14 protein-coding genes are annotated in these 11,399 nt (G+C 57.5%); 5 read left to right on the top strand and 9 right to left on the bottom strand.

The features are described 5' to 3' along the window. Nucleotides 1–16 precede the first annotated feature (16 nt). The gene (locus HKK55_RS05365) at nt 17–1,201 is read left to right on the top strand and encodes an osmoprotectant NAGGN system M42 family peptidase (protein WP_169353680.1); all 1,185 of its coding nucleotides are present in this window, start codon (nt 17–19) and stop codon (nt 1,199–1,201) included. A 59-nt stretch (nt 1,202–1,260) separates the two neighbouring features. Next, entirely contained in the window at nt 1,261–1,488 is a 228-nt protein-coding gene (locus HKK55_RS05360) for a YheU family protein (RefSeq protein WP_064453367.1), read from the top strand. Here the strand turns inward: HKK55_RS05360 and csrA are convergent. Together csrA and HKK55_RS05350 are read right to left on the bottom strand one after the other, a co-directional pair. Then, nucleotides 1,485–1,694, bottom strand: a complete 210-nt coding sequence (csrA, locus tag HKK55_RS05355) for a carbon storage regulator CsrA (RefSeq protein WP_169353679.1) — start codon at nt 1,692–1,694, stop codon at nt 1,485–1,487. The genes HKK55_RS05360 and csrA overlap by 4 nt on opposite strands. Nucleotides 1,695–2,011: 317 nt before the next feature. After that, nucleotides 2,012–2,827 carry an SDR family oxidoreductase gene (locus HKK55_RS05350; protein WP_169353678.1) on the bottom strand — a complete coding sequence of 272 codons (816 nt, stop codon included), beginning with the start codon at nt 2,825–2,827 and terminating at the stop codon, nt 2,012–2,014. A 322-nt stretch (nt 2,828–3,149) separates the two neighbouring features. On the opposite strand from HKK55_RS05350, the gene HKK55_RS05345 reads away from it, so the two are divergent. Next, nucleotides 3,150–3,302, top strand: a complete 153-nt coding sequence (locus HKK55_RS05345; protein WP_169353677.1) for a DUF3309 family protein — start codon at nt 3,150–3,152, stop codon at nt 3,300–3,302. 68 nt (nt 3,303–3,370) lie between these two features. Here the strand turns inward: HKK55_RS05345 and HKK55_RS05340 are convergent, their stop codons facing one another. After that, nucleotides 3,371–5,458 (bottom strand): LTA synthase family protein, encoded by a 2,088-nt coding sequence (locus tag HKK55_RS05340; RefSeq protein ID WP_169353676.1) that lies wholly within the window; start codon nt 5,456–5,458, stop codon nt 3,371–3,373. A 329-nt stretch (nt 5,459–5,787) separates the two neighbouring features. Between HKK55_RS05340 and HKK55_RS05335 the strand changes: the two genes are divergently transcribed. Continuing rightward, the gene (locus HKK55_RS05335) at nt 5,788–6,258 is read left to right on the top strand and encodes a methylated-DNA--[protein]-cysteine S-methyltransferase (RefSeq protein WP_169353675.1); all 471 of its coding nucleotides are present in this window, start codon (nt 5,788–5,790) and stop codon (nt 6,256–6,258) included. 40 nt (nt 6,259–6,298) lie between these two features. Here the strand turns inward: HKK55_RS05335 and HKK55_RS05330 are convergent, their stop codons facing one another. The 4 genes from HKK55_RS05330 to HKK55_RS05315 all read right to left on the bottom strand — a co-directional run bounded on the left by HKK55_RS05330 (nt 6,299) and on the right by HKK55_RS05315 (nt 9,568). Further along, complete coding sequence (locus HKK55_RS05330; protein WP_010176042.1) at nt 6,299–6,490, bottom strand: PLDc N-terminal domain-containing protein; 192 nt, start codon at nt 6,488–6,490, stop codon at nt 6,299–6,301. A 67-nt stretch (nt 6,491–6,557) separates the two neighbouring features. Continuing rightward, nucleotides 6,558–7,088, bottom strand: coding sequence for a hypothetical protein (locus HKK55_RS05325; RefSeq protein ID WP_169353674.1), 531 nt, complete (start codon nt 7,086–7,088; stop codon nt 6,558–6,560). Nucleotides 7,089–7,128: 40 nt separating this feature from the next. Further along, nucleotides 7,129–7,644 (bottom strand): ankyrin repeat domain-containing protein, encoded by a 516-nt coding sequence (locus HKK55_RS05320; protein WP_169353673.1) that lies wholly within the window; start codon nt 7,642–7,644, stop codon nt 7,129–7,131. Between the two features lie 97 nt (nt 7,645–7,741). After that, the gene (locus tag HKK55_RS05315; protein WP_169353672.1) at nt 7,742–9,568 is read right to left on the bottom strand and encodes a long-chain-acyl-CoA synthetase; all 1,827 of its coding nucleotides are present in this window, start codon (nt 9,566–9,568) and stop codon (nt 7,742–7,744) included. 409 nt (nt 9,569–9,977) lie between these two features. Here HKK55_RS05315 and HKK55_RS05310 point away from each other — a divergent pair, with 409 nt between their 5' ends. Then, nucleotides 9,978–10,256, top strand: coding sequence for a DUF3509 domain-containing protein (locus tag HKK55_RS05310; RefSeq protein WP_169353671.1), 279 nt, complete (start codon nt 9,978–9,980; stop codon nt 10,254–10,256). A gap of 62 nt (nt 10,257–10,318) precedes the next feature. Here HKK55_RS05310 and HKK55_RS05305 read toward each other — a convergent pair whose 3' ends face one another. Together HKK55_RS05305 and HKK55_RS05300 are read right to left on the bottom strand one after the other, a co-directional pair. Beyond that, the gene (locus tag HKK55_RS05305; protein ID WP_169353670.1) at nt 10,319–10,609 is read right to left on the bottom strand and encodes a response regulator transcription factor; all 291 of its coding nucleotides are present in this window, start codon (nt 10,607–10,609) and stop codon (nt 10,319–10,321) included. Between the two features lie 240 nt (nt 10,610–10,849). Beyond that, complete coding sequence (locus HKK55_RS05300) at nt 10,850–11,395, bottom strand: acireductone dioxygenase (RefSeq protein ID WP_169353669.1); 546 nt, start codon at nt 11,393–11,395, stop codon at nt 10,850–10,852. Between the last annotated feature and the right edge of the window lie 4 nt (nt 11,396–11,399).

Here is an 11,399-nt window from a genome sequence, read left to right as displayed (position 1 = left end):
CTCATCAGGAGTTTCCATGACCCGAACCATTCCAGAACCGGACCTTGCCTACCTGCAAAAAGTGCTGCTGGAAATGCTCGCCATCCCCAGCCCCACCGGGTTTACCGACACCATCGTGCGCTACGTCGCCGAGCGCCTGGAAGAGCTGGGTATTCCCTTTGAGATGACCCGCCGCGGGACTATTCGCGCCACCCTCAAGGGCCAGAAAAACAGCCCCGATCGCGCCGTCTCCGCGCACCTGGACACCATTGGCGCTGCCGTACGGGCGATCAAGGACAACGGCCGCCTGACCCTGGCCCCAGTGGGTTGCTGGTCCAGCCGTTTTGCCGAAGGCAGCCGCGTCAGCCTGTTTACCGACAACGGCGTGATCCGCGGCAGCGTGCTGCCGTTGATGGCCTCGGGGCATGCGTTCAATACAGCCGTGGATGAGATGCCCATCAGTTGGGACCATATTGAACTGCGCCTGGATGCCTACTGCGCGACCCGCGCCGATTGCGATTCATTGGGGATCAGCGTGGGCGATTTCGTCGCCTTCGACCCCCTGCCGGAATTCACCGAGAGCGGCCATATCAGTGCCCGCCACCTGGATGACAAGGCCGGCGTCGCGGCGCTGTTGGCCGCGCTCAAGGCCATCGTCGACAGCGGCGAACCCTTGCTGATCGACTGCCATCCGCTGTTCACCATCACCGAAGAAACCGGCAGTGGTGCCGCCGCCGCGCTGCCTTGGGATGTCAGTGAATTCGTCGGTATCGACATCGCGCCCGTCGCACCCGGCCAGCACTCCAGCGAGCACGCGGTGAGCGTGGCCATGCAGGATTCCGGCGGGCCCTACGACTACCACCTGTCCCGGCACCTGCTGCGCCTGGCCTCGGACAACGAACTGCCGGTGCGCCGCGACCTGTTTCGCTATTACTTCAGCGATGCCCACTCGGCGGTTACTGCGGGCCACGATATCCGCACTGCGTTGCTGGCTTTCGGTTGTGACGCCACCCACGGTTACGAGCGCACCCATATCGACAGCCTCGCGGCCCTCAGTCGCTTGCTGAGCGCCTATATCCTCAGCCCGCCGGTATTCGCCAGCGATGCGCAACCGGCCCAGGGCTCCCTGGACCGTTTCAGTCATCAGTTGGAACATGAGACGCAGATGGAGAGCGACACCCGGGTGCCATCGGTGGACAGCCTGGTGGGGCAGAAAACCTGAGACTGGCAACAATGATCCCGGCGCAGTAGCATCGCCGGGATTACTTAATTGAGGCTTGTATGCTGATTCCCTACGACGCACTTGAAGTCGACACCCTGACCCGCCTCATCGAAGACTTCGTCACCCGTGACGGCACTGACAACGGCGATGAAACGCCCCTGGAAACCCGGGTACTGCGCGTGCGCCAGGCATTGACCAAGGGTCAGGCACTGATCGTCTTCGATCCCGAGAGCGAGCAGTGCCAGTTGATGCTCAAGCACGATGTGCCCAAGCATTTGTTCGACTAAGGATTGGGCACTGGCACCGGGTGAGTCGCCGCCTGCTGCGCCTGGCGGCTGAGAATCTTCTGATACACCTCCGAGCGATGCACATTGACCCCGGCTGGCGCTTCCACGCCGAGTTTTACCTGAGTGCCGTTGACCTCCAGGATGCGCAAGTTGATGTGATCCCCAATGGAGATTATTTCACCTACCGTACGGCTCAATACCAGCATGGCGTTCGTCCTTTGAAAGTTACCGGACGTTGACCATGCCCCCTCACCTACGGCCCATCAATGCCGCGCGGGACAAACAGGCATACCCTACAGGGCTAGGTTAATTTCCCTGACAGACAAATAGCGATTTACGCATATCGCGCCCCAAACCTTAAACACCGCGTCTACCTGTGGCGAGCGGGCTTGCCCGCGTTGGGCTGCGTAGCAGCCCCAGTAAGGATTGCCTCAGTCGCTCAGCCACTCCGCAGTTCAGTTTTTTTGGGGCTGCTGCGCAGCCCAACGCGGGCAAGCCCGCTCGCCACTGGGGGAGGTAAACCTCAGCCTTTTGCCAACTGGGCCTTCGCCCGCATCTTGTCCGCCATCACGGTCATCTCGTCATACAGTAACTGTGGGTTCTTCTGCTTCAACGCCCAGGCCATCCGCCCTTGCTCATGGGGCAGGATCATGAATTCACCCTCGGCAACGCGCTGGTAGATGTAATCGGCAATCTCTGCCGCACTGATAGGCGAACTCTCAAGCAGCTTGCCCACCTGGGCCTTCATCGCCGGGGTCGGGCCGCGGAACGAGTCCAACAGGTTGGTCTGGAAGAACGACGGACATACCACATGCACGCCGATTTCCTGCTGCTTGAGCTCCACCAGCAAGCTTTCCGACAACGCCACCACACCCGCCTTGGCCACGTTGTAATTGCTCATGGCCGGGCCTTGCATCAATGCGGCCATGGAACCGATGTTGATGATCCGGCCCCTGCTCTTTTCCAGCAGCGGCAGGAAAGCCTTGCAGCCCTTGACTACGCCCATCAGGTTGATTGCGATCTGCCAGTCCCAGTCTTCCAGGGATAACTCGCTGAAGAAGCCTCCGGACGCCACCCCTGCGTTGTTGACGATCACGTCGATGCCGCCCAGTTTGACTTCGCAAGCCTGGGCAAAAGCCGTGAGTTGGCTGTAGTCCCGTACATCGCAACGCTGGATAAAACCATCACCACCGGCTTCGCGTACCAGCTTCAGGGTTTCCAGAAGGCCAGGCTCACTGACGTCCGACAATGCCAACTGCCAGCCCTCCCGGGCCCAGCGCAGCGCGATTTCGCGACCCAGGCCGGACCCGGCGCCAGTGATCATCATGCGATTTTGCATAGGAAGTAGCCTTGTGGTTCACGGAAGAAGTGAACCGCAGTGTAGCGAAGGTTTTTCCTGCCCCCATGCACCATCAGATTGCTGAATGCCCCGAGCAAACCGCAAGCCCGGTCGGATAGCGGGGAATGCGGCAAGTTCAATATTTTTCAAACTAAGATTTATTAATTGCAACGGTGTTAAAAGAAATAACCCACTGAGCAAAAAGCTTTAAAAAACAGGGAATCTTCTGCCGAGCCTACCAGTCGGATTTATTAAGACGTCCGGATAACGGGCCTATCTTTAAATAACGGGTCTTTTCAGAAGACAATAAGGAAAACACACCATGAGCCTCATTCTTATCATCATTCTGATCCTCCTGCTGGTCGGTGGACTGCCAGTATTCCCACACTCCAGGAACTGGGGTTATGGTCCGTCGGGTATTCTCGGCACTGTACTGATAGTACTGTTGATCCTGCTGTTGCTCGGCAAGATATAAATTCCGTGCAGCCTGAAAAACAACTAAAAAAAAGAGGCCATGAAGGCCTCTTTTTTATTCACCGACGTTTAGTCCGGCTTGCCATCCACCACACCGGCGGTGTTATCCAGCAGACTCTTGGTAGCCGTCTGCAGGAACGATTCGAGTTTCTGCTTGAGGGCAGCCTCGTCCGGTGATTCAGGGATCACAGTCCCGGTAGGGTTCGCGCCCAGTTCGTACTGCCACAGTTTCGGCGGCATTTCCTTGGGCAGGACCAACACGCGGTCAGCGGTGAGCAAAGCGACGGTCTGGTCGCTACCCGACGGTTTGATCACGCCGAAGCCCTTGTCGCCTTCCGGCAGGTTCAGCAGGTCGCGGCCCCAGCACTGGTGGCGGGTTTCACCACCGAGGCGGCCCATGATGGTCGGCACGATGTCGATCTGGGTACCCACGGTGTGATCACGCTCGCCGAACTTTTCCTGCACACCCGGTGCAATCATCAGCATCGGTACGTTGAAGCGGCCAAGGTCCATTTCGGTGATCTGCTGCTCGTTGCCAAAGCCATGGTCACCGACGATGACGAACAGGGTTTCCTTGAAGTACGGCTCCTTGCGGGCCTTTTCAAAGAACTGGCCCAGGGCCCAGTCAGAGTAACGCATCGCCGTCAAATGCTCGTTGAGGCTGCCACGGTCAGTGACTTTCTCAACCGGCAATGGGGTGGGCAAGGCATACGGTGTGTGGTTGGACAGGGTCTGCAGCAGTGCGTAGAACGGCTTGCCGCCCTCACGTGCCTTCAACTCTTCCAGGCCACGGGTGAACATGTCCTGATCGGACACGCCCCAGGTCGGATCGGAGAACACCGGGTTGACGAAGTCATTGCGACCAATGAAGTTGGTCATGCCCTGGTTGCTGAAGAAGCCCGACTGGTTGTCCCAGGCAAAATCACCGTTGTAGACGTACACGTCGTCAAAATCACGGGCACTGAGCAACTGCGGCAAGCCAGACAGTTTGTGGCTGCCTTCCGGGGTCTGCATCAGGTATTCGAAACCTGGCAGGTTCGGGAAGCAGGCCATGGTAGCGAACATACCCTGGTGGGTATGGGTGCCGTTGGAGAAGAAGCGGTCGAACAGCAGGCCTTCCTTGGACAGTTTGTCGAAGTACGGCGTGATGTTGCCCGGACGACCCAGGGCGCCCACCGAGTGACCGGCGAAGCTTTCCATCAGGATCACGACGACGTTCTTGATCGGCAGGGTTTTCTCGGCCGGCGGCGTGAAGTCACGGCGTACGGCGGCGGTGTCGGCGTCTACCAGTTTTTCATCAGCCATCACCAACATGTCGCGCACGGTCTGGGTGGCCTTAGGCTGATCCAGCGTGGCCTTCCAGATATTGGAACGCTCTTCGGAGAACCGCGCCTTGGCTGCCGAGATCAGCGACAGGCTGCCATTGAGGCCCAACTGGTTGGCGAAGTTGGAATCGGTGGTGTAGACATCACCCCAACGCAGCGGCGGGCCCTGGCGCAGGGTGCCACGGGCAGCAACCACGGCGATCAACAGGCACACCACGAACACTGCAATGCGCGTATACCACGGCGCAACCTGGCGGGTGCCGATGGTGCCGCCGCTGAACGGCCCGCGAGGCCGAGTCGCACGGTCGGCGCCCTTGAAGGCGATACTCAGGATCACCGTGCCCACGGCCCAGGCCAGCAGGTAGCGCACCACCGGGAAACCGTACCAGAGCATGCTCATCACGGTTTTCGGGTCTTCCTTGACGTACTGGAAGACCAGGCCGTTGAGGCGCTGGTGGAATTCGCGGTAGAAGTCCATCTCCATCAGGCCCAGGAACAGGGCGATGCTGGAAGCGACGGTCAGCCAGAAACGGAAAAAGCCGCGCGCGGCCATGGCCCTTACACTGAACAACGCCAGCAGCAACGGGATGCTCAGGTACACCACCAGGCGCAAGTCCAGACGCAGGCCGTTGGCGAACGCTTCAAGGAAGGTCGAGGCCGGTGTGTCGAGGATCATTTCGCGGTTGTACACCAGCAGCGCCAGGCGCAGCAGGGAAAACATCACCATCATGACCAGAGCGCAGAGCAGCGTGTACGCCAGATGGGATTTGACGGTCGGTTGCAGCAAGCGATTAGAAGCTCGCTGCTGATTCAGGGCGTCCGGGTTTGCCATGTCGTTTTAGGACCCATTGGAAGTTTAAGTTGCGAATTAATGCAGCGGCGTAATGCCCTTACCCATACAGATTGGGATCGAGGGGTTAACGCGGTGGAGCAAATGGTGCCCGATCAACGGCATCAACGCTATTAATTACTGATCGCGCTCCGTATACCTACGTTTATCAGCCCTGAATATAGAGCCTTGGCGAGAAAACAAAGCCGGCGAATTGTCTTGGATGAAATGTGAAAATTCCGTACAGCGAATATCTCGATACACAAAAAACACCTGAGACGCTCACGCGCAAATGTGCGAACTTTGCCTTCTGCCTTTGTGGATTGACCTTCATGTTTTATCGCTATCACCCAAGTCCGCTGGGTCCGTTGCTACTGGCGGGTGACGAACAAGGCTTGCGCCTGCTGTATATGGATGTGCACCACCAGCATGCCCAGGAACACTGGCAACTGGCGACGCACGAACTGGATGATGTGTGCCGGCAACTGGATGAGTATTTCGCACGCAAGCGCGAGGTATTCGACCTGCGCCTGGCACCGCAGGGCACGCCCTTCCAACAACAAGTCTGGCAAGCGCTGCTGCTGATTCCTTATGGACGAACCTGGACCTATGGCGAACAGGCCCGCCATCTGGACAACCCCAAGGCGATTCGCGCCGTGGGCAAGGCCAATGGCGCCAACCCGATTTCCATTATCATCCCCTGCCACCGAGTGGTGGGCAGCGACGGGACGCTGATAGGGTTTGGTGGCGGGATCGAAAACAAGTTGAAGTTGCTGGAGCTGGAAGGCAGTTGGTTGATCTAAAGGCCCCCATGGCGAGCATGGGAGCCTTTATGGGGTTGAATCAGATCCGCACGTTACCGCGCGGCCCGGCAATCGCCCAGATGATCAAGCCCAACACCGGCAGCAGCAGGATCAACAGGATCCACAGCACCTTGGCGCCCGTTCCCGCGCCGCTTTTGAACACGTTGATGATCGCCCAGATATCCAACGCAAGGATGATCAACCCGATCAGACCATTAAAAGTGGAACCCATGGTGTCGCTCCTAAGTGAGGGCTTGCCTCCTTAGGATAGTCAGCCTTGGTGAGGGTTCCGTTTTATTTCAAGCGTGGACCGCCACCCGCAGCGCTTCCAGGGAAGGTTCGCCCTTGATACCCACCTCGGCACACAGCTCCTGCACCCGCGGCACGTCATTGCCGTAGACCAACACCATCTGGATCTCGTCATCGAGCAACTGGCTGAAGTTCATCAGCACATAGCCACCGCTGTCCGGGTTCAGGGCGCTCATCTGGATCTGGATGCGGTTCAGGGCGGTCAGGTCTTCGGTTTTCAACAGCTGCTTGGGTTTGAGGTTGAAGGCTACGCCCGGGCCGAAAGAGGCGACGATCTGGGCGAACAGGTCCGAGTAGGTGTCGGCCTGGAACAGCACGGTGTCCGGTAGGCTGCCGACAACTATCCACTCGCCCAATGGGATCGGGAAGGTGTCGTCGTAGTTGATGTCCGGGTTGGCGGCCAGAAAAGCCTCGGGGTCTGCGTAGGCTTGAATTGCTTCATCAGCGATTTGCACGATCTCGGTTTCGCCCAGGCAACCGGAACTGATTTTAGTGATGAGTTCGACGAGTGCGTTTTTCATGGGCGAATCCTGTGACGGGGCTGATTTTGGGGCGCAAAGCCTACACCAGTTTTTGCAACTGTGCCGCCGTATCCACCGCTCCCATGGTCTGGGCCGCCGCCAGCGCGGTCACACCTTGGGCATCCGTCGCCTTGGGGTTCGCCCCTTGGCTGATCAGGTAGTCCACCATCTCGATGCGGTTGAACATCGCCGCCATCATCAACGCCGTACGGCCATCGGTAGATGCACCCTCAACCAGAGCACCGCCTTCGATCAGCGCCTTGACCACCGGCAGATTGTCTTTGAACGCCGCACCTGCAATCGGCAATTGGTTCTTGTCATTGGCAATCTGCGGATCAGCCTTGAACTCCAACAACACTTTCACCGCATCGACATGTCCGTGGTAAGCCGACAGCATCAACAAGGTATCGCCATTGTGATTACGCAGGTTCGGCGGCAAGCCCTTGGCCAGCAGCGCCGCCAGCAGCGCTGCATCACCCCTGCGCGCCACGTCGAAGACCTGCTCGGCAAATTCGGCGGCTTCCTGTTCGGTCATCTGTTTGGGTTGGTCTGACATATGGGGGCTCCTTGTCTGGTATTTCATAAGGCGCCCAGTCTCGCGAGGGAGTTCCCCTCTGTCATTTCTTTTTTGCCAAAGACTTCAATAGTCACAATCAATAGCGGAATTTGCCTGCCTGGATATCCGCCAATACCTGCTCCGTCACCGGTACGTAGCTGTCAGACCCTGGCAACCAGGCATAAATCGGGTCATCACCGGCCTTGCCGGGATCGAACGCCTCCTCCTTGAGCTTGACCTTCTGATACTTAAAGGTGCCGGTGGTCTCCATTTTTACCTTGATCCGCAGAAACAGCGGCACGGCATAGGACGGCAGTTGACCATGGGCGAACTGCAGTAACTCGCGCATGTCCAGGGAGGCCAGGGATTCAGCCGGGGTGATGGCCGCCATGCCGGCACGGCCGTTGGTGTTGTGGACTTCCACGCCATAGGCCACCACTTCGCAAATCTGCGGGTGCTGCAGGAAGATGTTTTCCACTTCGGTGGTGGAGACGTTTTCGCCTTTCCAACGGTAGGTATCTCCCAAGCGGTCGACAAATTGCGCATGACCGAAACCGATACTGCGCAACAGATCGCCGGTATTGAAGTAGCGATCGCCCTTCTCGAACACGTCGCTGAGGACCACCTTGCGGTTCTTCTCAGGGTCGGTGTAGCCATCGAACGGTGCCTTGTCGTCGATCCTGGCCAGTAACAACCCCTGGCCGCCCTTCACCACCTCCTTCATGAAACCGTTGCTGCCGCGAATCGGCTCACACGTGTCATGGGCGTAGTCCACCAGCGCCCAGTGCATCAGGGAAAAGCCGATGGTGTTATCGAAATTCAGCACATTGGTGAAGCCGATATTGCCATCACTGGCGGCATACAGTTCGCAGATGTGATCAACACCGAAACGCTCCTTGAACTGGGCCCAGCCCCCAGGGCGCAGGCCGTTACCGATCATCTTCGTCACCTGATGATTGCAGTCACGCTCGCCAGGTGGCTGGTCGATCAGATAGCGGCACAACTCACCGACGTATCCCAGGGTGGTGGCGTTAAATTTGCGCACATCGTCCCAAAACTGGCTGGCGCTGAACTTGCGGCGAATGGCAAACCCCGCTGCCCCTGCAATCGCCGAGCCCCAGCACACACACAGACCGGTGGCGTGATACAGCGGCAAGGTGCAATAAACGACATCCTGCGGCCCCATATCCAGGGCGATGGTGCCAAAGCTGGCCGAGGACCTCATCCACCGACCGTGCTTGAAAATGCCGGCCTTAGGCAAGCCCGTGGTGCCGGAGGTGTAGATATAGAAACAGGGATCGTTGAAGTAGATTCCCTGGCTGCTGGACGGGTTGTCCACCCCACAGTGAGCACTGGCCGCCATCAGGTCGATGTAGCCGTCAGGCACACTGGCTTGCTGCTGGTCGGCGATAAACCAGGTCCGGCCAGGCTCAATCAGTACTTGATCGCGAACAGCCGAGTACGCCCCGACAAGCTCCGCGCCCACCACAATCGCCACCGGATTGACCAGGTTCAGGCTGTGGACCAACACCGTCTGGGTTTGCGAGGTGTTGAGCATGGCGCAAATGCCGCCGACCTTGGCCACCGCCAGTACGCTCAACAGCAGTTCGGGACGGTTCTCGATAAACAACGCCACCACATCACCCTTGCCGATGCCCTGTTCCCGCAGATGGTGGGCGATACGGTTGGCTTGCTGGTTGGCCTGGGTGTAACTGAGCACTTCATCCCCATACAGCAACGCAGCACCTTCGGGGTTGCGCAAGGTGGCCTGCTCGAAGGTCCAGCCCAGTCCGCAAGGTTGCTCGGGGTCGGTGATGTTGGCGGCCCGGATACCCCGCAACAGACGCGGAAGCGCGCGGACAATGGTCGGCACCTTACGTAACATCATGCTCCAGGTAATCATGTCGCTTTGCTGATGGCTCATCGCAGGAACGTCCCTTTTCTTATTATTTATATGATCCAGGAGCACACTCATTACGCCGTAGGACGAACGCCAAGTGCCTTGCAGGAAAATACGCCAGCCATTCTTTGGCTGTACACGCAGGATTTGAAAAGTTTTGTATCCCGGGCCCCTGATCTGAAAAAGGGAATTTATGCAGGGGAACGACGGTCAGTAGAGAAGCCCTACCTCTTCCTAGCCAGGGAGAAGCCAAGGGCAATCCACGCAAAATGCAGGATGCACGATGGCCATTCATGCAAATTGCACGAAACCGAAAATTTCCAATCTTATTAAACTGTTGATTTAAAACAGATTTTTAAAACCTAGATACTGGCACAATCACTGCACCTATCACTCCACGCTTGCCAATCATGAGCTAACGGAGCTGATAGACATGAGCCTGATCCAAGATAAGTTTTCTTCTGTGTTCTCCAACTACGACGTCAAAACCCAGGCCCGTCCGGACGGCGGGATCCTGCTGACCTTGAGCAACAGCGAAGGTAAGCAGATCAAACGGTCGATCTCGTATCAGCAGTTGCACACCGCCGACCAGTTGACTTGGGTCATTAGCGCCATCCGCCGCGACCTGGCGGAACAAGCCAGCGATCTGCCACAGATTTCGATGCTGCAAAGCCAGAACCGCTTTGCCCTGCCGACCTACCATTCGGTATAAACAAGTACCTTTAGCGGGCCGTGACGTCATCCAGCGTCACGGCCCGTTTTTTATGGAACTGCTTATTCGCACAAGCCCCGCTTTACTGCCTCCGCTACCGCCTGGACACGATTGCCGACTTGCAGCTTGCTATAGATATTGTGCAGGTGAAACTTCACGGTTGCCGGCGAGACTGCACGGATCTGACTGATTTCCCACACCGTTTTGCCTTGAACCGCCCAGCGTAGAACCTCCCGCTCCTTTTCACTCAGGCCCATAGTGTTTATAGGTTGTTTAGGGGTGATGGCATGGTTGTTCAGCGCAGGCGGATTCGGCTCGGCTGCCGGTTGGTCCCGCTCCTTTGGGCCGCTCATTCATATCCCTCCCTCTTCTATTAGGTCTTATATCGCCAGCCTTCGGACTTATCCTATTGACAGACGATTAAACATTGAGGCGAGAGAGTTACACAACAATTCGAATTAACAAGTAAGGCCCAGGACAAACAGTTGAAACTTACAGATCAATAAGTTTCTTCCCACAACATCCTACAACTAGAAGCGGTTGAACTTTCAAATTGTAGGAGCGAACTCCTACAATAATTCAAAGATGGTGACTCAGTCCTCGAACTGCGGAAAACGGCTGGCAATGTCGTCGCCGGTAAAATCGGGCACCCAACCCTGCGAGTGTTTGAACATGCGGATCGCCACCACCCGAGGGTTTTCACCTATGTCAAACCAGTGCGGGGTACCGGCAGGTATCAAAATCAGATCATTTTTCTCGCAAAGTACGGCATAGACGTAGTCGTCGATGTGTAATGCAAGCAAGCCACGACCAGCGACGAAAAGGTGCACTTGGTCCCCAGCCTGATGGTGCTCCTCGAAGTACCTGGCACGAATGTCGGTTTTTTGCGGATGGTCATGGTTGACGCTGAGGACATCGAGGGCGAGGTAGCCACCTTCGGTCATCCGCGTGTCGATCTGCTCCTGATAGGCCGCAACCACCTCGGCTTGGGTGGCCCCCGCGTCGATTCGGGTGGTGGCCTGCCAACGCTCGAAATGGATGCCCTGCTCGGCCAGAGTCGACGCAATATCGTCAGCGTGGGTCAGGACCTTGTTCGGCGTATCCGGGGTCGAGAGGTGGTACACACAAAGACTGCTCATGAAA

This window comes from Pseudomonas sp. ADAK18 (assembly GCF_012935695.1).
GTDB lineage: Bacteria > Pseudomonadota > Gammaproteobacteria > Pseudomonadales > Pseudomonadaceae > Aquipseudomonas.
Note: the sequence above shows the minus strand (reverse complement) of the source record. Positions and strands in the feature narration are given on the sequence as shown.

What these genes read in the sequence shown, in the direction of transcription:
- HKK55_RS05365 (WP_169353680.1), top strand. Translation starts at nt 17, where the DNA reads ATGACCCGAACCATTCCAGAACCGGACCTTGCCTACCTGCAAAAAGTG.
- HKK55_RS05360 (WP_064453367.1), top strand. Translation starts at nt 1,261, where the DNA reads ATGCTGATTCCCTACGACGCACTTGAAGTCGACACCCTGACCCGCCTC.
- csrA (WP_169353679.1), bottom strand. Translation starts at nt 1,694, where the DNA reads ATGCTGGTATTGAGCCGTACGGTAGGTGAAATAATCTCCATTGGGGAT.
- HKK55_RS05350 (WP_169353678.1), bottom strand. Translation starts at nt 2,827, where the DNA reads ATGCAAAATCGCATGATGATCACTGGCGCCGGGTCCGGCCTGGGTCGC.
- HKK55_RS05345 (WP_169353677.1), top strand. Translation starts at nt 3,150, where the DNA reads ATGAGCCTCATTCTTATCATCATTCTGATCCTCCTGCTGGTCGGTGGA.
- HKK55_RS05340 (WP_169353676.1), bottom strand. Translation starts at nt 5,458, where the DNA reads ATGGCAAACCCGGACGCCCTGAATCAGCAGCGAGCTTCTAATCGCTTG.
- HKK55_RS05335 (WP_169353675.1), top strand. Translation starts at nt 5,788, where the DNA reads ATGTTTTATCGCTATCACCCAAGTCCGCTGGGTCCGTTGCTACTGGCG.
- HKK55_RS05330 (WP_010176042.1), bottom strand. Translation starts at nt 6,490, where the DNA reads ATGGGTTCCACTTTTAATGGTCTGATCGGGTTGATCATCCTTGCGTTG.
- HKK55_RS05325 (WP_169353674.1), bottom strand. Translation starts at nt 7,088, where the DNA reads ATGAAAAACGCACTCGTCGAACTCATCACTAAAATCAGTTCCGGTTGC.
- HKK55_RS05320 (WP_169353673.1), bottom strand. Translation starts at nt 7,644, where the DNA reads ATGTCAGACCAACCCAAACAGATGACCGAACAGGAAGCCGCCGAATTT.
- HKK55_RS05315 (WP_169353672.1), bottom strand. Translation starts at nt 9,568, where the DNA reads ATGAGCCATCAGCAAAGCGACATGATTACCTGGAGCATGATGTTACGT.
- HKK55_RS05310 (WP_169353671.1), top strand. Translation starts at nt 9,978, where the DNA reads ATGAGCCTGATCCAAGATAAGTTTTCTTCTGTGTTCTCCAACTACGAC.
- HKK55_RS05305 (WP_169353670.1), bottom strand. Translation starts at nt 10,609, where the DNA reads ATGAGCGGCCCAAAGGAGCGGGACCAACCGGCAGCCGAGCCGAATCCG.
- HKK55_RS05300 (WP_169353669.1), bottom strand. Translation starts at nt 11,395, where the DNA reads ATGAGCAGTCTTTGTGTGTACCACCTCTCGACCCCGGATACGCCGAAC.